This is a genomic window from Paraburkholderia sp. J63, assembly GCF_905220245.1.
In the GTDB taxonomy this organism is placed as follows: Bacteria; Pseudomonadota; Gammaproteobacteria; order Burkholderiales; family Burkholderiaceae; genus Paraburkholderia.
The window spans coordinates 30,453-54,227 of sequence record NZ_CAJMZF010000044.1 but is presented as its reverse complement, the minus strand read 5'-3'; the positions used below and the strand labels follow the sequence as shown (position 1 = coordinate 54,227).

Sequence of the window (23,775 nt, the reverse complement as noted above, 5' to 3'; positions counted from 1 at the left end):
AGCTCGCGAAGCCACGCTGCCAGCCCGGATTCTAATGCGCCGCGCGCCCCGCTGGAACGCCGGGCACGGCCGATGCGGCTAGCCCCGACGCAGCGAGATCCGAGATTTAGTCCGTGAATTGCCCGCGGCGATGGACTAGAACGTAAGTCTCGCTAAGGAACACGTCCTGTGGCCGAGGCGCGCGAAAAAGGCATCCGGCGCGCTGGCCGCCCAACGCACACAGCAACCCCAGTTGCACGAGGCAGGAGTGAAGCGCTTTGCGCCCATTCTGGCCGACAGGAGAGCGAATGATCCAATCTGCGTCCCGCCCCGACCTGCAGCCGAACGCCCTTTCCGGCTCCGCCGCCGATTTCGCCGATGCGGTCCGCGCGGGCCTCACCCATGCCCCGCAGAAAGAGCTGCCGTCGAAGTATTTGTACGACGAAGTCGGCTCGGCGCTGTTCGAGGTGATCACGGTGCTGCCCGAATACGGCGTCACGCGTTCGGAAGAGCGCCTGCTCACGCGCTACGCCACCGAGATCGTCGAGGCGCTGCCCGCCGACGTCACCGTCGCCGAACTCGGCAGTGGCAGCGGCCGCAAGACGCGCCGCATTCTCGAAGCGCTCTCGCGCAAGCGCCCGACCTCGCCCACCTCGTATTGTCCGATCGAGATCTCGCGCACCGCCTTGCAGTTGTGCCGCCGCGAACTCGCCGATATCGAGCGCATCTCCATCGTCGGCTACGAGCGCGACTATCTGGCCGGGCTCGCCGAAGTGAGCCGCCAGCGCAAAAGCGGCGAGCGGCTCTGCGTGCTCTTTCTCGGGAGCACGATCGGCAATTTCGCGCGTCTCGCGGCCACGCGCTTTCTGCGCGACATCCGCGCGATGCTGCGCCCCGGCGACACGCTCCTGCTCGGCACCGACCTCGTGAAGCCCGTGCCCACGCTGATCGCCGCCTACGACGATGCCGTGGGCGCGACCGCGGCGTTCAACCTGAACCTGCTCGCGCGCATCAACCGCGAGCTCGACGGCGACTTCGACCTGCACGACTTCGAGCACGTCGCGCGTTTCAACCCCGATGCGCGCAGCGTCGAGATGCATCTGCGCGCGAAACGCCACGTCAGCGCGCACGTGGGCGCGGCGCGCCTCGCGCTCGAACTCGAGGCCGGCGAGACCATCTGGACCGAGAGCAGCCACAAGTACCACGCCGACGAAATTCCCGCGATCGCAGCGGATGCGGGCTTCGAATGCGCGCGTCAGTGGGTCGAGAAGGAATGGGGTTTCGCGGAGAGCCTGCTGGCCGCCGCTTGAGTGCGTGGCCGATGGCTTGATCGGAGCTTGATCGAGGCTTGGTCGACGCAGGCGGAGAAGCAAAAGGCGGAGCGCTTTTCGGGGCGCTCCGCCTTTTCGTATGACGCTTTCGCGCGGCCCTTTCAGTGCTGCTCGAAACGCTCGTAGCGCTTCTCGGTGTAGCGCTCCTCACTCTCCACCGACTTCACGCGCGCCGCGGGCGGGCCGTGGCGCAGCCACGAGAGCATGCGGTCCACCTGATTCGCCGTGCCCTGGATCACGGCCTCCACCGAGCCGTCCTCCAGATTGGCGACATAGCCGCGAATGCGCAGCGCGTGCGCCTGGCGCACCGTCGCGTGGCGAAAACCCACGCCCTGCACCGTTCCGCGCACGCGCACGTAATACGTTTCCACGCGCGCATCCAGATCCGGTTCGCTCATCGTTCGATCTCCCATTGCAGTGCATCCAGTACGCGAGGCATTGTAGACGCCCTCGCCCGCACGCGCCGGACCCGCGCCACGTACAATCCGTGCCACGCAGCCAGCGCACCCTGCCGTGCCATACCCGTGCCATCGCGCGCTGCACTGAACCGCCACAGGAAAGCGAATTTCGAATGACCGACACCTCCCGCGCCAACAAGGACCTCGTGCTGATCACCGGCGCGTCCGGCTTCGTCGGCTCGGCCGTCGCCCGCATCGCGCAGGAAAAGGGCTATGCCGTGCGCGTGCTGGTGCGCGCGACGAGCCCGCGCAAGAACCTCGAAGCGCTCGACGCCGAAATCGTCACCGGCGACATGCGCGACGCCGCCTCGATGCGCCAGGCGCTCGACGGCGTGCGCTATCTGTTCCATGTGGCCGCCGACTATCGTCTCTGGGCGCCCGATCCGCACGAGATCGAGCGCGCCAATCTCGAAGGCGCCGAGGCCACCATGCGCGCCGCGCTCGACGCGGGCGTGGAGCGCATCGTCTACACGAGCAGCGTGGCCACGCTCAAGGTCACGAGCTCGGGAAACTCCGCCGACGAAACCTCGCCGCTCACGGCCGACCAGGCGATCGGCGTGTACAAGCGCAGCAAGGTGCTCTCCGAGCGCGCCGTCGAGCGCATGATCGAGCGCGACGGGCTGCCCGCCGTGATCGTCAATCCGTCCACGCCGATCGGCCCGCGCGACGTAAAGCCCACGCCCACGGGCCGCATCATCGTCGAGGCGGCCACGGGCAAGATTCCCGCGTTCGTCGACACGGGCCTGAACCTCGTGCACGTCGACGACGTCGCGAACGGCCACTTCCTCGCGCTCGAACGCGGGCGCATCGGCGAGCGCTATATCCTCGGCGGCGAGAATCTGCCGCTGCAGCAGATGCTCGCCGACATCGCGGGCATGGTGGGCCGCAAGCCGCCCACGATCGCGCTGCCGCGCTGGCCGCTCTACCCGCTCGCGATGGGCGCCGAGGCCGTGGCGCACTTCACGAAGCGCGAGCCGTTCGTGACCGTCGATGCGCTCAAGATGTCGAAGAACAAGATGTACTTCACGTCGGCGAAGGCGGAGCGCGAACTCGGCTACCGCGCGCGGCCCTATCGCGAAGGCCTCAAGGACGCGCTCGCCTGGTTCCGCGAGGCGGGGTATCTGGGCGCGAAATGAGCGCCGCGCGCGGCGGTTTTCCACGGCTTGCCGCGCGCGTTGCTCAATCCACGAGCAAATTGTTACAACTTTTGTTGAGACCTGCTTACAACGTCGCGCGGGACACCCGCGTGCGCTATGGGTAAAATCGCGGGTCTTATCTGAGAAGCCTCGCATGAACCTTCAAGACCAGATCGGCGCGCTCGAAGCGGGCGTCGATCAGCTCATTCAGGCCGCCAGCGCCGCGCTGGCGCCGCGCCCCGTCGTTGCGGCGGCTCCCGAACCGACCCACCCGGCCGATGTCGCCGTGCCGGAAGCGGCCGTGCAGCAGGCCGAGTCGGATACGCATGCCGTTGCGGCGGAGCATCGGCACGAATCGCAGGGCGTAGTCGGTGAAACGGCTGTTGTCGAAGCTGAAGCCGGCGGCGAAGCCGCGACCGAAGTTACGCACGCGGTTGCGCCGGAAGTGGCTGCGGAAGTTACTTCGGAAGCCACGCCCGACGCCGTGGAACCCGGGCAAGCCGTGCAGGAAGAAGCCGAAGCCCGCAAGGTCATGCTGGAAGTCGGCCGGCCGTCGCAGAACGAGATCACCATGTCGATCGGCGGGCAGACGGTCTCGCTGCATCCGCTGCAGGTCGGTCAGCTGATCGAAGAACTCGCGAATGCGCGCGCCTCCATGCAGCCCGAGCCGCCGCCCGCGATTCCGCCGGGCTGGCGCTTCGCATCGACGAAGAATCCGATGATGGCCGTGCAGAAGCAGTCGAACGGCGATCGCCTGCTGGTGGTCCGCCACACGGGCCACGGCTGGGTGCCGTTCGTGTTCTCGCCCGACATGGTCGTGCAGATGTACATGATGCTGACGCAGCGTTAAGACGCGCGTCGGTGGTCAGCGGTCAGTGCCCTGGCCGGATACGGCGGTGACGCAGCAACGCGGCACCCGCCGCCACAATGACGCCCGAGATCACGAAGCTCAGCGCGAGCAAAACGCCCGCAACAACGCTTTCGTGTCCCTCGACGCCTACGGCGCCAAACAGATTGAACAGCGGATCGAGCGCGGCATAGCCCCGGTCGCTGTATAGCCACAGCGCAATCGCATTGATCCTCGTGACGACGAGGAACACCGGCAGCGTCAAGGCGAGCGCAAGCAATAGCGCGAGCATGAGACGAGGGATGCGGCTCATCGGACGGTCACCGTGCCGTAGTAGCGAATCCCTGTGCGCGGAATGACGCCGGTCTTCTGGGTCAAGAGCCACTGGCGCAGGCGTGCGAATTCACTGGGCGCGGCGATGGTGATGCACCCTTCGCTTCGGCCAAAGCGCCCGTTTGGATGGATGCGGAAATTGCCGCGTCTTACGCCGTTGATAACGGTGTAATCGTCAATCTGACCGTCGTCGCGATAGAGCGCGAACCAGTCCTCGTGATGCACGCCCGAGGCCTGATCCTTGACGAAATCGTAAAGCCAACCCATACGGCCTCCGCTCTGGCGAGCCACAATGTAATAGAGGCCGGGAGGTAGCGGCCCCGTGTCCTTGATCGCAACCGAAGCCGGATCATTGGTTCTTGCGCCGCTTCCCGAGAACGCCGCGAACCCACGGATGCCAACGCACATGAGCGTGGACATGCGTTGCCCGTCAAGGCTGTAAAAGCATTGCGCAGGCATTGCAACTCCTGTTGGTCACGAACGACGCGCCAAGGTAAGGCGATACGCATGTCGCGACAACAGAAGAAGCTGTATTTATCTCGTTTACGTCAAATACCATTCACGGCGAAGCGACACGAACCCCTCAACGCCCCTGCGCAGGCGCCTGCACGCGCGACTTCCACTGCCCGCCCTTGCCACGCCAGAAGCGCCACGCCGAAGCAAACGTAGCGCCCACATAAAACAGCGCGATGAGCGGCAAAAACGGCGCCCACAACGGCGAGCGGCGATAGTACGCGAGCATCGGCGCATAGGCGCAGCACATCAGCGCCCAAGCCAGCCACGCGGGCCAGCCGAGCGGGCCGAGCACGAGCGCGACCACGGGCGGCGCAAGATAGATCACCGTCATGCCGACGATCGTGCCCGCGAGCTGCCACGCCGAGTAATGAAGCTGCGTGAACGCCGTGCGCGCGATCATGTTCCAGATGTCTTTCCACGAGTCGTACGGGCGCAGCGAGACGCTCCTCGCGGCCACGTCGAGACGGATCGGATGCTGGCCGTCGCCACGGTGCTTGATGCGCGCGGCGAGGCTGCAATCGTCGATGAGCTCGGCGCGGATCGACTCGATGCCGCCCGCTTCCTCCAGCGCCTGGCGGCGTACCAGCATGCAGCCGCCCGCCGCCGCCGCCGTCTTGTTGCGCGGATTGTTGACCCACGAGAACGGGTAGAGCTTCGCGAAGAAGAACACGAACGCCGGGATCAGCGCCTTCTCCCAGAACGAGTCGCAGCGCAGGCGCACCATCAGCGAGACGAGATCGCGCTTTTCCGCCTGCGCGCGCACCACGAGCTGCGCGAGGGCGTCGGGCGGATGGCCGATGTCGGCGTCGGTCAGCAGCAGGTAGTCGGCGTTCAGGCCCAGCGTGCGCACGGCCTCGATGCCCTGCGACTGCGCCCAGACCTTGCCCGACCAGCCCGCGGGCAGCGGCCGTGCACTCACCACCGTGAGCTTTTCCGGGCATTGCAGCGCGAGCGCGGCGGCGCGCGCGGCTTCGGCGGTGCCGTCGGTGCTGTGGTCGTCGATCACGACGACGTGGAATTCGCCGCCGTAGTCCTGCTGGAGCAGCGACGCGACGGCCTCGCCGATCGCTTCCGCCTCGTTGCGCGCCGGCACCACGGCGCAGGCCGCGGGCCAGCCCGCCGCGGGTTCGACCACGGGCAGCGGCGCGGCGGGACGCGCGCGCCAAAAGCCGCCGCGCCCGAACAGCAGGACGAGCCAGATCAGCAGCGAAAGGCAGGACACGGCAAAGAGAATCGTTGTCATCATGCGTTGTTACTCTCGATCGAAGGCACGCCCGCACCCACGCGGCGCGACAGCCACATGGCCGCCGTGCGCATCAGCACCACGGCCCAGTCGCTCGCGGCGAGCCGGGGCCGCGCGCGAAATACGTCATAGTCGGCGCGCTCGATGATCTCGAGCACGCGCAGGCCGCCGTGCACCACGCTGCACAGCTCGAGCCCGAAGCGGCCCGGCACGCGCAGCGCGAGCGGCGCGCCGCTCAGCATGAGCGCGCGCGCCTGCGCGACTTCGTGCTCCATCAGCGCGCGCCAGGCGTCGTCCACCCTGCCCGCCGCGATCTGCGCCTCGCTCACCTTCGCGCGCTCGCGGTCGGCCAGCGGGAGATAGATGCGGCCCCGGCTCCAGTCGGCCGGCACGTCCTGCAAGAAAGTGATGAGCTGCAAGGCGGTGCAGACGGCGTCAGAATCGGCAAGATTCTCGGGCGTGGCCTCGTCGATCAGGTGCAGCATCAGGTGCCCGATCGGGTTCGCCGAGCGGCGGCAAAAATCGAGCAGCTCGAAGCGGTCGGCGTAGCGCGTGGTGGCGACGTCCTGATCGAACGCCGAAACGAGATCGTAGAACGGCTGCAGCGGCAGCCGGCACTGATACATCACTTTCGCGAGCTTCGCGAAGAGCGCGGGATGCACGGGCGCGAGACGGCCTTCGGCCACGGCGTCGAGCCCGGCGCGAAAGTCGGCGAGGCGCAGGTGGCGCTCCTCGGCGCTCCAGTCGCCTTCGTCGGCAATGTCGTCAAGGGTGCGCGCGACATGGTAGATCACGCCGACAGGCGCTCTGAGCGCCTTCGGCAGCAAAATGCGCGCTACCGGAAATTCGTCGTAGTGGTCGGATTCCATGAAGCGTCCAGATTGGGGTATGACCCGCAAGGCGCGATGCAGCCTCGTGCGGGGGACGTTAGTTTAAGGGTTCCCGCATCATGTTGCACTGCGCAATACCCCGTAGGCGGTCGCATGCCGTTTTGCGGGAATTTTCGCGGTTGGAGCCCGTGAAAATGGGGCGATAAAAGGGCAATTAAAGCCGGATTAGAGCGCCGCCTGGATCGAATGCGGGATCGAATGCGGGGTCGAATGCAAGGCCGAATCAAGGACGGATGCGGATTGGCGTCGCGTGCGCGCCGCACCTTCCCGTGCGCGACGCAGCAAAGCGGCGGCGATGGGGTTAAAATGCGCGTCTGGTTTTTTCCGCCCCCCTCTGGCGGATGCATGCAGATATCAGCACCTTATTAATATGATGGTCGCGGCGAACGAGTCTTTCGGACTCTTTCGGAATCCGCGGCAGTCGGAGTTCGCCACCTTATGCGAGTCATCCTTGCCCAACCCCGCGGCTTTTGTGCGGGGGTTGTCCGCGCTATCGAGATCGTCGATCGCGCATTGCAGAAGCACGGCGCGCCCGTCTACGTGCGCCATGAAATCGTCCACAATCGCCACGTGGTCGAGAACCTGCGCAACAAGGGCGCGCGTTTCGTGGAAGAGCTCGACGAAGTGCCCGAGGGCGCGGTCGCCATTTTCAGCGCGCACGGGGTGGCCAGGACGGTCGAGCGCGCGGCCGACGAACGTAGCCTCGACGTGCTGGACGCCACCTGTCCGCTCGTCACCAAGGTTCATGTACAGGGCCGCCAGTACGTTGCGGCGGGCCGCACGCTGATCCTGATCGGCCATGCCGGTCATCCCGAGGTGGAAGGCACGATCGGCCAGATTCCCGGCACCGTGCTGCTGGTGCAGAGCGAAGCCGATGTGGCGAAGCTCGACTTGCCGCTCGACGCGCCGCTCGCGTACGTGACGCAAACCACGCTTTCGGTGGACGACACGCGCGGCATCATCGACGCGCTGGTCAAACGCTTCTCCGACATCGTCGGCCCGGACACGCGTGACATCTGCTATGCCACGCAAAACCGCCAGGCCGCGGTGCGCGAGCTGTCCACGCAGGTGGAAGTGCTGCTCGTGGTGGGCGCGACGAACAGCTCGAACTCGAATCGCCTGCGCGAGATCGGCAGCGAAACGGGGGTGCCGAGCTACCTCGTCGCGGACGGCTCGGAAGTGAAGCGCGAGTGGTTCGCCAATGCGCGCACGGTCGGCATCACGGCCGGTGCGTCGGCGCCCGAGGAAATGGTGGAAAACGTGATCGACGCGCTGCGCGCGTTGGGGCCTGTCGAGGTGTCGACGATGACGGGCCGTGAAGAAAAAGTCGAATTCAAGCTGCCGTCGAAGCTCTTGCAACCGCTCGTCGCGCGCGAAGTTTAAGGAGGACACGTTTTGTCTATTCCGCTGCTACAAAAAGTCCGCGTTGGCTCGTACATCTTTCGCCAGCATTTCAGCGGCAACAAGCGCTATCCGCTCGCGCTCATGCTCGAGCCGCTGTTCCGCTGCAACCTGGCCTGCAACGGCTGCGGCAAGATCGACTATCCGGATCCCATCCTGAACCAGCGCCTTTCGCTGCAGGAATGTCTGGAAGCCGTCGACGAGTGCGGCGCGCCCGTCGTCTCGATCGCGGGCGGCGAGCCGCTGCTGCACAAGGAAATGCCGCAGATCGTCAAGGGCATCATGGCGCGCAAGAAGTTCGTGTATCTGTGCACGAATGCGCTGCTCATGGAAAAGAAGATGGACGACTACGAGCCGAACCCGTACTTCGTCTGGTCGGTGCACCTTGACGGCGACCGCGAAGCGCACGATCACTCGGTTTCGCAGGAAGGCGTGTACGACAAGGCCGTTGCAGCCATCAAGGAAGCCAAGCGCCGCGGCTTCCGCGTGAACATCAACTGCACGCTGTTCAACGACGCCGTGCCCGAGCGCGTGGCGAAGTTCTTCGACACGGTCGGCGAGATCGGCGTCGACGGCATCACGGTGTCGCCGGGCTATGCCTATGAACGCGCGCCGGACCAGCAGCACTTCCTGAACCGCGACAAGACCAAGAACCTGTTCCGCGAAATCTTCAAGCGCGGCAACAACGGCAAGAAGTGGTCGTTCAGCCAGTCGAGCCTGTTCCTCGACTTCCTGGCCGGCAACCAGACCTACCAATGCACGCCGTGGGGCAACCCGGCGCGCACGGTGTTCGGCTGGCAAAAGCCCTGCTATCTGGTCGGCGAAGGTTACGTGAAGACCTTCAAGGAACTGATGGAAACCACCGACTGGGACAAGTACGGCACGGGCAAGTACGAGAAGTGCGCGGACTGCATGGTCCACTGCGGCTTCGAGGCCACCGCCGTGATGGACACGGTCGCGCATCCGCTCAAGGCGCTGAAGGTCGCGATGAGCGGCCCGAAGACCGAAGGCGCGTTCGTGAAGGACATCCCGCTCGAAGGCGCGCGTCCGGCCGAGTATGTGTTCTCGCGTCACGTCGAGATCAAGCTCGAAGAGATCAAGAACGCGGCCAGGACGAAGAAGCCCGCAACGGTCGCGGCGGGTTGAGTAGGCGGCTTTTGAAGCAATAGCCGGCCTTATTGCGGTGCTCGAAAGGGCGCAACGGTTTATGCCGTTGCGCCCTTTCTGTTTTTGTCGCGGCAGATCGCGGCGGCGCGACGACGGGCGTTTTCGGGATGGCGAGATCGCTACAACGGCGGGTTTTCCATCCACCGGATGCCGCGTCCGGGCCCGCGATGCGCCCGAGCGCCGCCGGCCTGGCTCCGCCGATCGCCACCATGTCTCCCATCTACGACGACGCCCTCGCCGCCTGGCGCACCGGGCAGCTGGCCGTGGCCGAGCAGCACTGCCGCGCCTTGCTCGCGCAGTCGCCGGGCCACGCGCCGGCGCTGCACCTGCGCACCCTGATCGCCCACCAGCAAGGCCGCGCGGCCGAGGCCGAAGCGCTGCTGCGCGAGGCGCTCGCTCCGCACCAGGATGCACAGCGCCTCGTCGATCTCGCCAGCGCCTTGCGCACCCAAGGCCGTATCGACGACACCCGCGCCACGCTGCGCCGCGCGCTCGCACTCGATCCCACGCTGGCCGCCGCACACTTCTATCTGGCCAATACCAAACCCCACGGACGACGATGACAGCGACAACAGAGACCGCGTCGTCGCGCATTGCGATCTGATCTTCGCGCTCGCCTTCCAGACCGACGACCCGCAGGTGCTGCTCGACGAATGCCGGCGTTTCGCGGCGCGCTACGAACCGCCGCTGCTCGAAGTGGCGCAAGCGCAGCCGCCGCACGCCAACGATCCCACGCCAGGGCGGCGCTTGCGCATCGGCTACGTCTCGCCCGATTTTCGTTCGCATTGCCAGGCGCTTTTCACTGCGCCGCTGTTCTCGCATCACGACCGCGCGGCGTTCGAGATCGTCTGCTATGCAAGCGTCCCGAAGCCCGACGCCCTGACGCAGTACCTCAAGCGCCTCGTCGATGGCTGGCGCGAAGTGCACACGCTCGACGACAACGCGCTCGCGCAGCAGATCCGCGGCGACCGCATCGACATCCTCGTCGACCTCACGATGCACATGGCCGGCGGGCGGCGCCTGCTGTTCGCGCGGCGGCCCGCGCCGGTGCAGGTCGCGTGGCTCGCGTATCCGGGCACGACCGGCAGCGCGGCGATGGACTACCGGCTCACCGACCCGTGGCTCGACCCCATCGGCGAGCCCGGCTGCGATGCGCTCTACAGCGAACGCTCGCTGCGCCTGCCCGACGCGTTCTGGTGCTACGACGCGCAGGTCGCCGGGCTCGAAGTCAACGCATTGCCGGCGACGGGCGGCGCGCCGTTCACGTTCGGATGCCTGAACAATCCGGCCAAGATCGGCGACCGTGCGCTGCGCCTGTGGAGCCGCGTGCTGGCCGCCGTTCCGCATGCGTGCCTGCTGCTGCCCGCCCCGCCGGGCGCGCCGCGCGAACGGCTCGAGGCGCGCGCGCAGGCACCGAGCGTAGTCAAGCACTCCAAATCAACGTCTTCGCCATATTCATCGCCCATCCGCAATCAGAAAAAAAAGCGCGACGGCTTTCACCATCGCGCTTCACATCAAATTTCGCATCGAACTTCACCCGCTTGCCGAACCTCGCGGTTCAGCCGTTTCTCAGCAGCATTTCCCCGCGCCCGATCCATAGCGCGCGTTCTGCCGCTCGCGGAAAAACTCCTCATAGGTCATGACAGGCCGGTCGGGATGCGTCGCGCGCATATGCGCGACGTAGCCCTCGTAATCAGGCAGACCCACCATCAGCCGCATGGCCTGGCCGAGATAGCGCCCGGCCGTCTGCACGTTGTCGCGAAGTCCAGAGAACATGATGCGCTCCGTTCAGTCCGTATGGCTCAATGCACGCGATTCGCCGCGATGGCCGCGCCACCCGCCGGCATCGCTTCATACGGCGTTTCCTGCGTGGTCGGATGGTCGATGCGGCGCGCGCGCGCAATCGCAATCAGCCCGTACACCACGATGCTCACCACCACCAGGATGAAGAGGCCCGAGAGCGCCGCATCCACATAGTCGTTGAAGATCATGCGCTGCATCTGCTCGGCCGACTTCGCGGGCGCGAGGATCTTGCCGTCGGCGAGCGACGCCGAGAGCTTCTGCGCGTGCGCGACGAAGCTCACCTTCGGGTTGCTGTCGAAGATCTTCTGCCAGCCCGCCGTGAGCGTGCAGATGAGCAGCCACAGCGTGGGCAGCGCCGTGACCCACGCGAACTTCTCGCGCTTCATCTTGAACAGCACCACGGTCGCGAGCATCAGCGCAATGCCGGCGAGCATCTGGTTAGAGATGCCGAAGAGCGGCCACAGCGTATTGATGCCGCCGAGCGGATCGACCACGCCTTGATAAAGGAAGTAGCCCCAGGCGGCCACGCACAGCGCCGTGGCGATCAGGTTCGCGGGCAGCGACTCCGTGCGCTTGAGCGACGGATGGAACGTGCCGAGCAGATCTTGCAGCATGAAGCGGCCCGCGCGCGTGCCCGCATCGACGGCGGTCAGGATGAAGAGCGCTTCGAAGAGGATGGCGAAGTGATACCAGAACGCCATCATCGCCTCGCCGCCGATCACCTGGTGCAGGATCTGCGCCATGCCCACGGCCAGCGTGGGCGCGCCGCCCGCGCGCGCGACGATGGTGGTCTCGCCCACGGCCTGCGCGGTATGCGTGAGCATGTCCGGCGTGAGCATGAAGCCCCACTGGCCCACGGTATGCGCGACGGCGTCGGGCGTCGTGCCGAGCACGGCGAGCGGCGCGTTCATCGCGAAGTAGACGCCCGGCTCGATCACCGAGGCGGCCACGAGTGCCATGATCGCGACGAACGATTCCATCAGCATCGCGCCGTAGCCGATGAAGCGCGCGTTGGCTTCGTTATCGAGCAGCTTGGGCGTGGTGCCCGACGAGATCAGCGCATGGAAGCCCGAGACCGAGCCGCACGCGATCGTGATGAAGAGGAACGGGAACAAGTTGCCCGACCACACGGGGCCCGTGCCGTCGATGAACTTCGTGAAGGCCGGCATCTTCAGCTCCGGCGCGACGATCAGAATGCCGATCGCGAGCGCGAGGATCGTGCCGATCTTCAGGAACGTCGAGAGGTAATCGCGCGGCGCGAGCAGCAGCCACACCGGCAGCACCGAGGCCACGAAGCCATAGCCGATCAGGATCCACGTGAGCTGCGTGCCCGTGAACGTGAACATCGCGGCGAGCGTGGGCGAGTCGTGCACGTGCTGGCCGAACGCGATCGACGCCATCAGCAGCACGAAGCCGATGATCGAGATCTCGCCGATCTTGCCCGGACGGATGTAGCGCACGTAGAGGCCCATGAAGATCGCAATGGGGATCGTCGCGGCCACGGTGAACGTGCCCCACGGCGAGTTCGTGAGCGCCTTCACCACGATCAGCGCGAGCACCGCGAGAATGATGATCATGATGAGGAAGGTGCCGAACAGGGCGATCACGCCGGGCACCGGCCCGAGCTCCATCTTCACGAGGTCGCCGAGCGAGCGGCCGTCGCGGCGCGTGGAGAGGAACAGCACCACGAAGTCCTGCACAGCGCCCGCGAACACCACGCCCGCGAGTATCCAGAGCATGCCGGGCATATAGCCCATCTGCGCGGCCAGCACCGGGCCCACGAGCGGGCCCGCGCCCGCGATCGCCGCGAAGTGATGGCCGAACAGCACGTACTTGTTGGTGGGCACGTAGTCGAGCCCGTCGTTGTGGCGCACGGCCGGCGTCATGCGCAGGCCGTCCAGTTGCAGGACCGTGCTCGCGATGAAGCGGCTGTAGAAGCGATACGCGATCAGATAGACGCACACGGCGCAGATCACGATCCACAGTGCGCTGACTCGCTCGCCGTGCGCGAGCGCGATGGTGCCGAACGCGAACGCGCCAAGCAGCGCGACTAGCGTCCAGACGATAAAGCTGGATGTCCGACTCATGCCGTCTCCTGTTTGTCTTGTTTTAAGTCTATGGGTGGTCGATGCGCGCTTCGGCCCGGCATCGGAACCGGGCTGCGGCGCGCCGTCTGTCGTGCCCGACGATGGTAGCGCGCTGCCTGGCGCAGTGCGTCCGCGGTGTACCCGCCGTTCGGCCGACGTTGCCAGGCAGTGGCCGTGTAGTATTCGCCTTCGCACCGGCCGCCACAACCGGACAACTACGTAAGCAATCTACGTATAACTACGCAGATCGTTTCAAGGACAGGTATAGCCCGTTCGCAAGGCATCGCGCACCGGCACCATGCGGCGCGGAGAATCGGCCAGCACCGCATCCACGCCCGCGCACGCTGCCGCCTTGTAATCGGCTTCGCTGTTCACGGCGATCGCTACGATGTGCACGCCCGGATTCGTGCGGAAGCACTGGACCGCCGGCGCCGTCCAGAGCGCTGCGTCGGCGACCGTCGAGCGCGCCTCGCCCAGCGTGAACTGCTCGACGAGATCGACCTGGCGGCGCCATTCGAACGCGGTCCACGTATTCGCAGATGGCGGCGCCTCGCAACGATGCGCGAGCGCGACGGCGGCAAGCCGTTCGCGCGTCGCGTCGCGCGACTCGAACATCCGCGCGTGCGGCCACGCAGCAAAGGCTTGCTGATAGCTCGCATCGGTCGAATAGATCAGCACGCGCGCCCATGCGCCGGTTTCATCGAGCACGCGCGCCACGGCAGCGGCCTGCGGCTGCGCGGGCAAGGCCTTCATGTCGAGGATGACGGGCACGTCGGGCGGAATCGCGGCGAGTGCCTCGGCGAGCGTGGGAATGCCGGCCGGCGCGCTGCGATAGGGATAGACGTCATGCCCGGAGGCGTCCTGCGTCTGGAACTGCCAGCCCGCGTTGACGCGCGCGAGTTCCGCGGCGGTCTTCGAGGCGACCGGGCCGTGCGCGTCGGTCAGCGAGGAGAGATCGGTGGGGCGGTAGAGGACCGGCACGGCGTCGCTGCTCAGTTGGACGGTGAGCCAGATGGCGTCGGCGCGATTCGCGAGCGCACCGCGGATGGCGACCAGCGTGTTCTCGGGCGCGTCGCCCGTACCGCCGCGATGGGCAATCAGCTGGGGCACGGCCAGCTCCGTCTGCGTAATCGTGCGGGCCTCGGAATTGCCGCCGCAGGCGTTGAGCAGCAGCGCGGCGCCGGCGGCACAGCCCGCGAGTAAAGCGCGGATCGTTGTGATGTGTCGAGTCATGATGGTGCGTCAGGGTCGGGGGAAGGGGAACCCGGCCAGCGGCGAGCGATGGCCGGACGACAGCGCGGAGGTGCCTCATGGCCTCATCCAGACGCGTCGAGGCCCATCGCGCCGCCCGCCATCATCGCCCGTCCGGTAATCCCGAAAAGCGTGGCCGCCCGCCGCGAGGCACGCGCACCCGACCCGCAGCGATTTGCCGGACCGAGCGCGGGCAGCGGTTATGCTTGCACACTCAGCATCCGAACGCCGCCATGCCCGCCCCATTTTTCTTCAACGACCGCCTGAAGACGAAGATCTTCCTGCTCGCGGTGGTGCCGTTTCTCGCCGCCATTGCCAGTATCGGGATCGGCGTGCGGCAGCAGGCGACCGCGCTCGCGCGCACGCAACACGCGACGATGCAGGCGGCGTATCTGTCGAGCAAGGAAATCGAGCTGCGCCATTACGTCGAGCTCGCGACGAGCGCCATCGCGCCGCTGTATGCGCCCGAAGCCGACGATGGCGCCGATTCCGCCCATTCCGCCGATTCCACCGCTGCGGCGAATCCAAACGCCATGGCCAGCGCCCCTGCGCTGCCCGTGCCCGCGAGCATCGCCGCCCGCCAGCGCGCCGCGCTCGCCGTGCTGCAGAAGATGGACTTCGGCCCGGACGGCTATTTCTTCGTCTACGACATGCACGGCCGCTCGCTCATGCACCCGCGCGAGCCGAGCCTCGTCGGCCAGGATCTCTGGAACCTGCGTGATCCGCAAGGCGCGCTCACGATCCAGCAGCTCGTGAGCGCGGCCTCGCACGGCGGCGGCTTCGTGCGCTACATGTGGCACCGGCCCTCGACCGGCAAGCTCGCGCCGAAGCTCGGCTATGTCGTCGCGCTGCCGCGCTGGGGCTGGATGGTCGGCACCGGCATCTATCTCGACGACGTCGATTCCACGCTCGCGCACATCGACGAGCGCGCCTCGGCCAACATCGAGCGCACGCTGCAGTGGCTCGGCATCATCGCGCTCGCGGGCGTGGGCGTATTCGCGCTCGGCGCGCTCGTGCTCAACGTGAGCGAATACCGCAGCACCGACGCCAAGCTCAAGCGCCTCGCACAGCAAGTCGTGCAATCGCAGGAGCAGGAACGCGCGCGCCTGTCGCGCGAGCTGCACGACGGCATCAGCCAGATGCTCGTTTCCGCGAAGCTGCTGCTCGAGTCGGCGCTCGCGCGCTTCGAACGCGGCGAGGCGCGCGTCCCCGCTGCGGAAGCTTCGTTGTCCACAGGTCTTGCGCGGCTCTCCGACACGCTGCGCGAAGTGCGCCGCATCTCGCACGCGCTGCGCCCCGCGATGCTCGACGACCTCGGCCTTGCTGCCGCGCTCGAGCAGCTCACGCGCGAGCTAGCCGAGGAATCGGAAATCGAAATGGGCTTTACGCAAGCGGACAGCAAGCCGGGCAACGCATCGGGCGATGGCGGCCTGCGCTCACGCACGTCCCCGCGCACGGCGCCCTTGCCCGACGCCGTGAACACGGTGCTGTTTCGCATCGCCCAGGAGGCGCTCACCAATATCGTGAAGCACGCCGGTGCACGCCGCGCCGCGCTCACGCTCGACGTGGCGCCGAACGGCGTCACGCTCACCATCGCCGACAACGGGCGCGGCTTCGACGTCGCGCATGCGCTCACCGATCCGCGCGCGGGCATGGGCCTGCGCAACATGCGCGAACGGCTGGAGCCGCTCGGCGGGCGGCTCTCGATCAGCTCGAAGCCGGGCCACACGGTGCTCGCCGCCTGGGTGCCGATGCGGCCCGCGAGCACGGCTCACGCGACCGCGCACGCCGCCGGCGCATCGTCACGCGAAACGCCCTGAACGAAGCAACCCGACAAAGCAACGACCAGGCAACAAGAGACGAAGAAACACCATGAACGAACCAGGCAAACCGGCGCGCCTCGTGCTCGTCGACGATCATCCGCTCGTGCGCGACGGCCTGCGCGCGCGGCTCGAAGCCGTGCCGGGTCTCGAAGTCGCGGGCGAGGCGGGCAACGCCGACGAAGCCATCGCGCTCGCCGCCGCGCTCGAGCCCGATCTCGCGCTGATGGATGTGGGCATGGCCGGCATGAACGGCATCGCGCTCGCGGGCATCTTTCACGAGCGCTTCCCGGCCATCCGCGTGCTGATGCTCTCGATGCACGACAACGTCGAGTACGTGACGCAAGCCGTGCGCGCGGGCGCGAGCGGCTACGTGCTCAAGGATTCGCCGGCCACCGAGATCGTGCGCGCGATCGAGGCCGTGCTCGCTGGGCGGACTTATTTCAGCGCGGCCTTGAGCGCGCGCATGATCGAGGCGTCGCTGAAAGCATCGCCCATCGAGCGGCTCACGCCGCGCGAGCTCGACATTCTCGATGCGCTCGCCGAAGGGCTGTCGAGCAAGCAGATCGCGCAGCGCGCGGGGCTTTCGGTGCGCACGGTCGAGACGCACCGGCTCAATCTCAAGCGCAAGCTCGATATCGAAGGCCAGGCGGAGCTGATCAAGTTCGCGGTGGAGAACCGCAGGAAGCGCGAAGGCGCGTGAAGCGCGAAGGCGCGTGAAGCGCGAAGGCGCGTGAAGCGCGATCGAGAGAGCACCCATTGCGGGCGCATCAAATGCAAACGGCGCGCCTCTTGTGGAGAACGCGCCGCCTAATGTGAAAACCGCCGCGACGCCTTAGCTGCGCGCGTTGTGATCGACGAGATACTTGATGAGGCCGTCGATGCCGCCCTTGGCGATCTGGTCGGCGAACTGGGTCTGATAGACCTGGATCAGCCACGCGCCCATCATGTTGATGTCGTAGATCTTCCAGCCGTTGCCGGTGCGCTCGAGGCGATAGTCGATGGCGTCGTCGCCGCCGTTGCTGATCACGTGCGATTGCACGACGGTGTCCTTCGCGCCCGCGCCCGTGTTGGACGGCACGAATTTGAATGTGACCTGGGTATCGCGCAGTTGCGAAAGCGACGACGCGTAGGTCTTCACAAGCAGGAGTTGAAATTGCTCATACAACTTCTGCTGCTGCTCCGGCGTGGCGGTGGTCCAAGGCTTGCCGATCGCGATGCGCGTGGTGCGCTGGAAGTCGGTGGCCGGCACGAAATGGGTCTCGACCACGCTCGTGATCTTGTTCATGTCGCCGCCGCGCGCCTGCGGGTCGGCCTGCATCGCCTTCACGGTGCCTTCCACCGCGCTCTTCACGATGGCGTCCGGCGAGGACTGCGCGAGGGCTGCGCCAGAGCCCGACAGGAAAGCGGCGGCGAGAAATGCGGTCAGATAACGTTTCATACGCGGTCTTGGAACAGTAAATATCAGGCGCCAGAACAGCGGCCCGTAAAAAGGTTCGATCGGCGGCCCCCATCGAGGTCCGATCCCGCCCCGACCGGGCCAGTATAACGGCTTTGGCGTCTCGTCTCGTGTGCGCGAGGCGCGCCGCGATGAGCCGGGCCGGTATACTTGGGCGCTTCTCATCAAGAACAGTCAATCGACAAGGCCCCCTCGCCTTTATGCTGAAGCCATTCATCATTCACCTCGTCGCCTGGTCGGTACGCCGCGCGGCGTGGGTCATCGCACTCGCACTCGTCCTCGCGCTGGCGAGCGGCGTGTACGTCGCGAAGCATTTCAAGATCAACACGGACGTAAGCGGCCTCGTCGAAAACAAGGGCGAATGGGCCGCGCTCAGCGAGGCGAAAGACAAGGCGTTCCCGCAACGCAGTTCGTCGCTGCTCGTGGTGGTCGAGGCGCAGGCGCCCGAGCTCGCCGACGCCGCCGCCGCCAAGCTCGCCGACGCCCTCAAGCAGGACACGCGCGAATTCAGCGCCGTCTCGCAGCCCGCGGGCGGCCCGTTCTTCGAGCACAACGGGCTCCTGTTCCCGTCCACCCAGACGGTGCTCTCCACCACGGGCCAGCTCGTGCAGGCGCGCCCGCTCGTGAACCAGCTCGCGAAAGACCCGAGCCTTGCGGGGCTCGCCGGCACGCTCACGACCACGCTGCAATTGCCGCTCACGATCGGCCAGGTGAAGCTGCCGCAAATGGCCAACCTGCTCGGCAGCGCCGCCGACGTGGTCGACCAGGTGCTCGCGGGCAAGCCCGCCGCGTTCTCGTGGCGCGCGCTCGTCGATAAAGACGCCGCCACCAAGCCCGCTTTCTCGTTCGTCACGGTTCAGCCGGTGCTGAACTTCTCGGCGCTCAAGGCCGGCGCGAGCGCCTCGCAGGCGATCCGCGACACCGCCGCGTCGCTGCATCTGGACACCGAATACGGCGCGCGCGTGCGCCTGACCGGCGAGCAGCCGCTGGCCGACGAGGAATTCGCCTCGGTGCAGGACGGCGCCGCGCTCAACGGCGCCATCACGGCCATCGTCGTGCTCGTGATTCTCTGGCTCGCACTGCGCTCGGGCCGCCTGATCGGCGCCGTGCTCGTCACGCTCGTGATCGGCCTCGTCATCACGGCCGCGCTCGGCCTCATGATGATCGGCTCGCTCAACATGCTGTCAGTCGCGTTCATGGTGCTGTTCGTCGGGCTCGGGGTCGACTTCGGGGTGCAGTTCGGCGTGAAGTACCGCGAGGAGCGCTTCGCCGACGACCGCATCGACGCCGCGCTCCTCAAGACCGCGCGCACGATCGGCGTGCCGCTCACGCTGGCCGCCATCGCCGTCGCCGAAAGTTTCTTTTCGTTTCTGCCCACCGCCTACAAGGGCCTGTCCGAGCTGGGGCAGATCGCGGGCGTGGGCATGTTCGTCGCGTACTTCGCGAACATGACGGTGTTCCCGGCGCTCATCCGCGTGTTCAGGCCCAAGGGCGAGCGCGCCTCGCCCGGCTTCCTCTTTCTCGCGCCCGTGGACGCGTGGCTCGCCGAACATCGCAAGCCGGTGCTCATCAGCACGCTCATCGTCGTGCTGGGCGCGACGCCGCTGCTGCTGCATCTGCGCTTCGACTTCAATCCGCTGCACCTGAAGGACCCGCATACCGAGTCGATGGCGACGCTCATCGCGCTCAAGAACTCGCCGGTCATCTCGATCAACGACGTGAGCGTGCTCGCGCCCAATCTCGCCGAAGCCGACAGGATCGCCGCGAAGCTCGAAAAGCTGCCCGAAGTGGCCCGCGCCACCACGCTCAGCGCGCTGATCCCCGACGACCAGCAGCAAAAGCTCATGCTGATCTCGAGCGCCGCGCAGCAACTGCTGCCCGCGCTCACGCAGCAGCCGTCCTCGCCCGTCACCGACGCCGTGCGCGTGGACACGCTCAAGCGCGCGGCCAACCAGCTCGCGCTCGCGGCGGGCGATCACCCGGGGCCGGGCGCCGCCGAGGCCAAGCATCTCTCCGACAGCCTCATGAAGCTCGCGGGCGCGAGCGCCGCCACGCGCGAGCGCGCCGAAGCGGCCTTCAGCCTGCCGCTCAAGCTCGCCTTCGCGCAGCTCGCGCGGCTTTTGCAGCCCTCGCCGATCACGCGCGAAAACCTGCCGCGCGCGATGGTCGACGACTGGATCTCGCCCGTCACGGGCCAGGCGATCGTCGATATCGCGCCGCGCGTGCCGGCCGGCGTCGATCCCAACGACGACACCCTGCTCGCGCACTTCGCGCACGCGGTGAAGCAAGCCGAGCCCAACGCGATCGGCGGTCCGATCTCGATCCTGCATTCGGCCAACGTGATCATTCTCGCGTTCTTCGAGGCGGCGGGCTGGTCTGTGCTGCTCATCACGGCGCTGCTGTGGATCACGCTGCGTCATTTCGGCGACGTGCTGCGCACGCTGATTCCTCTGCTGGTATCGGCGCTCGTGACGCTCGAGTTGTGCGTTGTGTTCGGTATCCAGCTCAATTTCGCCAACATCATCGCGCTTCCCCTGATGCTGGGCGTGGGCGTCGCGTTCAAAATCTACTTCGTGATGGCGTGGCGCGCAGGACAGACTGGCCTGCTGCACTCCAGCCTGACCCATGCGGTGCTATTCTCGGCCGCCACCACGGCCACGGCTTTCGGCAGCCTGTGGCTTTCGCATCATCCGGGCACGTCGAGCATGGGCAAGCTGCTCGCGCTGTCCTTGTTTTGTACGCTGATCGGCGCCGTGGTGTTCCAGCCCGTGCTGATGGGCAAGCCGCGCGCGAAGCGTGCAAGATCGGAAATTCAGGGGATCGACCGATGATTAAAAAACAAGCCGCGCTCACCATGGCGGCGGCGAGCCTGGCGCTCCTCGTGACGTCGGGCTGCGCCACAGGTCCCGAGCGCAAACCGGGCGATCCGTTCGAACCGGCCAACCGCGCGATCTTCAAGTTCAACGACAAGCTCGATACCTACGTCGCGCAGCCGATCGCGAAGGGCTATCAGAAGGTGACGCCGCAGCCGCTGCGCCAGGCGATCACGAACTTCTTCTCGAATCTCGGCGACGTGAGCAACCTCGCCAACAACCTGCTGCAGCTCAAGATCACCGACGCCACCGAAGATCTCATGCGCATCGCCATGAATTCGACCTTCGGTCTGGGCGGCCTGATCGACTTCGCGACGCTCGCCGGGCTGCCGAAGCACCACCAGGACTTCGGCCTGACGCTCGGCCACTATGGCGTGCCGCCCGGCCCTTACCTCGTGCTGCCGCTGTTCGGGCCGAGCGACATTCGCGACGGCATCGGCATGGGCGTGGACGTGAAGTTCAATGTCCTCAACTACATCGAGCCCGCCGTGCGCAATCCGCTGTATATCGCGCAGTTCATCAGTGCGCGCGCGGACCTGCTTGGCGCGACCGATCTACTCAAGCAGGCGGCGCTCGACCCGTATTCGTTCGTGCGCGACGCCTACCGCCAGCAGCGGGCATCGCTGATCCGCGGCTCGCAGAACAATAATGCGCCGCTGCCCGATTACGGCGATCCGGGTGCCGCGGGCGCGGAAGGGACCTCGGGCGGGGCGGGGGCTGCGGGTGCCGCAGGTGCCGTGGGCAAGCCCGGTTCGGATAATGGGCTGCCGAATTATGAGGATCCGGGCGATTCGGGCGGTTCTCCGGGCGATTCGGGCGCCAAGGGGGGATCGGGGGCTTCGGATAACGGCCTGCCGAACTATGAGGATCCGGGTGAGGCGTCGGGTGCTGCGGGTGCTGCGGCGGCGAGCGGTGCGGCGGCGGCTGAACCTGCGCAAGCGGCTTCCGCTCCGGCTCCCGCGCAATCGGCTTCCGCGCCCTTAGCGGCTTCCGCCATGAAGCCCGCTCAGCCCGCTTCGGCGCCAGCGGCAGCGGCAGTGCCTGCGCAACCGGCATCGGCGCCCTGAAATGTGCGTTGCATCAATTCAGGAGCTTTGCCATGAGGATAACGGTCACGATTGACGACGCGCTATACGAACAAGCGCTTGAGCTTGCCGAGGCCGGCATGGACCAGGCCGAGCTGGTCCGTACAGCCATACAGACTTTCATCCGGGTCCAGGCGGCAAAGCGCCTTGCGGCGCTCGGAGGACTGACCTCCGACATGTCCGATATCCCTCGCCGCCGCAGCGAGCCGGGTGCAGGATTAACGTCCTGATCGAGACTTCGGTCCTCGAACTGGCGTACGGCATCCCGCCCGCGCCTCGCGCCCGTCACAACATCGGCTTGCTCCGTCACACCCGGAAGACGAACTCAGAATGCTCACTTGCTCCCCCAGTTGAACAGAGCGGCGATCTCATCGCTATGGGCGTCGATTTCATCGGGAACTTCGAAGATGCCCTTGGCAACGCCAATGCGCCGGTCAATGGACGGCGCTGGAGCAAGAGGTACGAGACGCGCGACGGGCCATCCGCCACGAGCAATGATGATTTCCTTTTCCCGCCCCTGTTCGACATCCTCAACCAGGCGTAAGAAAAGCGACTCGGCTTCCAACATGCTCACGCAGCGCTTCACGATATTCATCCTCAATTGAAGGTTAGCGGCTCTGCAAGACACCGAGTTCATTGCCTCACCTGCTCAATGTCAGCGCGGATACAAAAAACCCGGCAGGCCACAAGCCTGCCGGGTTTTTCCTTTTAAGACGCCCGCGCCGCTCAATGCACCGCTACGTCTTCGTGCTCGTCCTCATACCCGGCTTCCTTCGCCGCCGCCAGCGCCGTGGCGTCCGCCGCCGACTGCACGGTCTGACGATAGCGCTCGTAAGCCTCGTCGGCGTAACGGATCTGCTCGCGGCCGTGCGGCGCGGGCTTGCCATCGGCGCCCAGATTCACGAACACCATCTTTTCGATCGTCAGAATGCTCTTGCGCGTGACCTTGTTGCGCACTTCGCAGCGCAGCGTGACCGACGTGCGGCCGAAATGCGTCGCCTTCATCCCGAGCTCGATGATGTCGCCCTGACGCGCCGAGCTCACGAAGTTCACTTCCGAGATCAGCTTGGTCACGACGCGCTGATTGTCGAGCTGGCAAATCGCATAGATGGCCGCTTCTTCGTCGATCCAGCGCAGCAGGCTGCCGCCGAACAGCGTGCCGTTGGGATTCAGGTCTTCAGGCTTGACCCATTTGCGGGTATGAAAATTCATGGCTGGTAACTCCTGTGCGCAATCCGTCCCCAAGTCACCAAAAGATGACCTAGGGTTAACACCAGTATGTTACCAGATATAGGGTTTTCCCTAGGTATTGCAAGAGCCCCCTCCGGCAAGTCGCCGGACTAGTCAGGGGAAAAAAGCGCCAGATGCGGTCAGCACGCGCCTTGCAGCCGTAAGTGCCTTGCGCGCCGAGCCGGCGTCGGCGGCCACGCGCAGCAGCCCGCCCAGTTGCAGCGGGTCGCGCGCGAGCTCGCGCAGGATCGGCATGATGGCCGTCGAGCCGTCGCCGCGCAGGCCGGCCATCGCGGCCTTCGGCAGGCTGCGCCATGCCGGATCCACCACCGCGCGGCAAACCGCAAACGGCAGGCCGCGTGCGGCGGCCGCGGCGGCGGCCAGATGCGATTCCATGTCGACGGCCAGCGCGCCGCCGCTCGATTGATGCAGCGCCGCCTTGTCCGCCGCGCCGGTGAGCGGCGCGGCCACGGCCGCTTCCACGCCGCGCCGCGTTTGCGTGGCCAGCGGCGAGCCGAGCAAGGCCGCCGCCATGCGCTCGCTCCACGCCGCATCGCAGGCGACGCGGCCGAGCGGGCCGTCCACGGCATCGGCAATGATGAGCGTGCCCGGTTCGAGATCCGGCCCCAGACCGCCTGCCGTGCCGAAGCTGATGACGCCCGAGGCGCCGCGATCGAGCGCCGCCGCGAGCGCGCGCTCGAGCAGGTCGGCACGCGCGGCGTAGACCGCCTCGATGCCATCGGCGCCTTTCCCCGCCGCGATGCTGGCCTCGAAGGCCATGCCGGTCACGACGATCACGGGCAGCGCGCTGTTCGCGCGTCGTACACGCGCAGCGGCGGGAGCGGCGGCAGATTCGACCGTCATCG

At 66.5% G+C, this 23,775-nt stretch carries 23 protein-coding genes and 1 pseudogene; 12 read left to right on the top strand and 12 right to left on the bottom strand.

The genetic code is table 11. The annotated features are described in order from the left end of the window. Positions 1–287: 287 nt before the first annotated feature. Positions 288–1,289, top strand: coding sequence for an L-histidine N(alpha)-methyltransferase (gene egtD / locus U5775_RS32010; RefSeq protein WP_322062135.1), 1,002 nt, complete (start codon positions 288–290; stop codon positions 1,287–1,289). 122 nt (positions 1,290–1,411) lie between these two features. On the opposite strand, the gene U5775_RS32005 is transcribed toward egtD, so the two are convergent. Then, on the bottom strand, positions 1,412–1,708 hold the full coding sequence (locus tag U5775_RS32005) for an acylphosphatase (protein WP_322062134.1): 297 nt from the start codon (positions 1,706–1,708) through the stop codon (positions 1,412–1,414). Between the two features lie 173 nt (positions 1,709–1,881). Here U5775_RS32005 and hpnA point away from each other — a divergent pair, with 173 nt between their 5' ends. Then, positions 1,882–2,904 carry a hopanoid-associated sugar epimerase gene (gene hpnA / locus U5775_RS32000; RefSeq protein ID WP_322062133.1) on the top strand — a complete coding sequence of 341 codons (1,023 nt, stop codon included), beginning with the start codon at positions 1,882–1,884 and terminating at the stop codon, positions 2,902–2,904. A gap of 154 nt (positions 2,905–3,058) precedes the next feature. Then, on the top strand, positions 3,059–3,754 hold the full coding sequence (locus U5775_RS31995; RefSeq protein WP_322062132.1) for a hypothetical protein: 696 nt from the start codon (positions 3,059–3,061) through the stop codon (positions 3,752–3,754). A 22-nt stretch (positions 3,755–3,776) separates the two neighbouring features. On the opposite strand, the gene U5775_RS31990 is transcribed toward U5775_RS31995, so the two are convergent. The 4 genes from U5775_RS31990 to hpnC all read right to left on the bottom strand — a co-directional run bounded on the left by U5775_RS31990 (position 3,777) and on the right by hpnC (position 6,712). Further along, on the bottom strand, positions 3,777–4,064 hold the full coding sequence (locus U5775_RS31990; RefSeq protein WP_322062131.1) for a hypothetical protein: 288 nt from the start codon (positions 4,062–4,064) through the stop codon (positions 3,777–3,779). Next, on the bottom strand, positions 4,061–4,543 hold the full coding sequence (locus U5775_RS31985) for a DUF2778 domain-containing protein (protein WP_322062130.1): 483 nt from the start codon (positions 4,541–4,543) through the stop codon (positions 4,061–4,063). The genes U5775_RS31990 and U5775_RS31985 overlap by 4 nt, the downstream gene beginning before the upstream one ends. A 124-nt stretch (positions 4,544–4,667) precedes the next feature. After that, the gene (locus U5775_RS31980) at positions 4,668–5,846 is read right to left on the bottom strand and encodes a glycosyltransferase (protein WP_322062129.1); all 1,179 of its coding nucleotides are present in this window, start codon (positions 5,844–5,846) and stop codon (positions 4,668–4,670) included. Next, positions 5,843–6,712 (bottom strand): squalene synthase HpnC, encoded by an 870-nt coding sequence (gene hpnC / locus U5775_RS31975; protein ID WP_322062128.1) that lies wholly within the window; start codon positions 6,710–6,712, stop codon positions 5,843–5,845. The genes U5775_RS31980 and hpnC overlap by 4 nt, the downstream gene beginning before the upstream one ends. Positions 6,713–7,171: 459 nt before the next feature. Here hpnC and ispH point away from each other — a divergent pair, with 459 nt between their 5' ends. From ispH to U5775_RS31955, 4 genes and pseudogenes are all read left to right on the top strand, one after another. Then, positions 7,172–8,116, top strand: coding sequence for a 4-hydroxy-3-methylbut-2-enyl diphosphate reductase (gene ispH, locus U5775_RS31970; RefSeq protein ID WP_322062127.1), 945 nt, complete (start codon positions 7,172–7,174; stop codon positions 8,114–8,116). Positions 8,117–8,128: 12 nt separating this feature from the next. Continuing rightward, on the top strand, positions 8,129–9,280 hold the full coding sequence (gene hpnH, locus U5775_RS31965) for an adenosyl-hopene transferase HpnH (RefSeq protein ID WP_322062126.1): 1,152 nt from the start codon (positions 8,129–8,131) through the stop codon (positions 9,278–9,280). Between the two features lie 230 nt (positions 9,281–9,510). Beyond that, positions 9,511–9,864 (top strand): tetratricopeptide repeat protein, encoded by a 354-nt coding sequence (locus tag U5775_RS31960; protein WP_322062125.1) that lies wholly within the window; start codon positions 9,511–9,513, stop codon positions 9,862–9,864. Between the two features lie 76 nt (positions 9,865–9,940). After that, positions 9,941–10,447, top strand: a pseudogene (locus U5775_RS31955) (hypothetical protein); the annotation flags it as partial. A 423-nt stretch (positions 10,448–10,870) separates the two neighbouring features. Here U5775_RS31955 and U5775_RS31950 read toward each other — a convergent pair. The 3 genes from U5775_RS31950 to U5775_RS31940 form a co-directional block, all read right to left on the bottom strand. Beyond that, the gene (locus U5775_RS31950; RefSeq protein ID WP_321911701.1) at positions 10,871–11,077 is read right to left on the bottom strand and encodes a YbdD/YjiX family protein; all 207 of its coding nucleotides are present in this window, start codon (positions 11,075–11,077) and stop codon (positions 10,871–10,873) included. 26 nt (positions 11,078–11,103) lie between these two features. Then, positions 11,104–13,191: a carbon starvation CstA family protein gene (locus U5775_RS31945; protein WP_322062124.1), complete on the bottom strand. Its 2,088-nt coding sequence runs from the start codon at positions 13,189–13,191 to the stop codon at positions 11,104–11,106. 252 nt (positions 13,192–13,443) lie between these two features. Next, a complete protein-coding gene (locus U5775_RS31940; RefSeq protein ID WP_322062123.1) occupies positions 13,444–14,424 on the bottom strand; it encodes a glycerophosphodiester phosphodiesterase family protein in 981 nt (326 codons plus the stop codon). A 251-nt stretch (positions 14,425–14,675) separates the two neighbouring features. Here U5775_RS31940 and U5775_RS31935 point away from each other — a divergent pair, with 251 nt between their 5' ends. Further along, positions 14,676–16,262, top strand: coding sequence for a cache domain-containing protein (locus U5775_RS31935; RefSeq protein WP_322062122.1), 1,587 nt, complete (start codon positions 14,676–14,678; stop codon positions 16,260–16,262). 52 nt (positions 16,263–16,314) lie between these two features. Next, positions 16,315–16,965, top strand: a complete 651-nt coding sequence (locus U5775_RS31930; protein WP_322062121.1) for a response regulator transcription factor — start codon at positions 16,315–16,317, stop codon at positions 16,963–16,965. Positions 16,966–17,097: 132 nt separating this feature from the next. On the opposite strand, the gene U5775_RS31925 is transcribed toward U5775_RS31930, so the two are convergent. Next, the gene (locus U5775_RS31925; RefSeq protein WP_322062120.1) at positions 17,098–17,703 is read right to left on the bottom strand and encodes an ABC transporter substrate-binding protein; all 606 of its coding nucleotides are present in this window, start codon (positions 17,701–17,703) and stop codon (positions 17,098–17,100) included. Positions 17,704–17,921: 218 nt separating this feature from the next. Here U5775_RS31925 and U5775_RS31920 point away from each other — a divergent pair, with 218 nt between their 5' ends. Genes U5775_RS31920 through U5775_RS31910 form a run of 3 tightly spaced genes read left to right on the top strand, consistent with a single transcriptional unit; the run spans position 17,922 to position 21,909 of the window. Further along, positions 17,922–20,552 (top strand): MMPL family transporter, encoded by a 2,631-nt coding sequence (locus U5775_RS31920; protein ID WP_322062119.1) that lies wholly within the window; start codon positions 17,922–17,924, stop codon positions 20,550–20,552. Next, a complete protein-coding gene (locus tag U5775_RS31915; RefSeq protein WP_322062118.1) occupies positions 20,549–21,661 on the top strand; it encodes a VacJ family lipoprotein in 1,113 nt (370 codons plus the stop codon). The genes U5775_RS31920 and U5775_RS31915 overlap by 4 nt, the downstream gene beginning before the upstream one ends. A gap of 32 nt (positions 21,662–21,693) precedes the next feature. After that, entirely contained in the window at positions 21,694–21,909 is a 216-nt protein-coding gene (locus U5775_RS31910; RefSeq protein WP_322062117.1) for a type II toxin-antitoxin system VapB family antitoxin, read from the top strand. Positions 21,910–22,013: 104 nt separating this feature from the next. On the opposite strand, the gene U5775_RS31905 is transcribed toward U5775_RS31910, so the two are convergent. The 3 genes from U5775_RS31905 to U5775_RS31895 form a co-directional block, all read right to left on the bottom strand. Then, the gene (locus U5775_RS31905) at positions 22,014–22,274 is read right to left on the bottom strand and encodes a prevent-host-death protein (RefSeq protein ID WP_322062116.1); all 261 of its coding nucleotides are present in this window, start codon (positions 22,272–22,274) and stop codon (positions 22,014–22,016) included. A gap of 131 nt (positions 22,275–22,405) precedes the next feature. Then, entirely contained in the window at positions 22,406–22,891 is a 486-nt protein-coding gene (locus U5775_RS31900; protein ID WP_322062115.1) for an acyl-CoA thioesterase, read from the bottom strand. A 132-nt stretch (positions 22,892–23,023) separates the two neighbouring features. Then, complete coding sequence (locus U5775_RS31895; protein ID WP_322062114.1) at positions 23,024–23,773, bottom strand: phosphorylase; 750 nt, start codon at positions 23,771–23,773, stop codon at positions 23,024–23,026. Between the last annotated feature and the right edge of the window lie 2 nt (positions 23,774–23,775).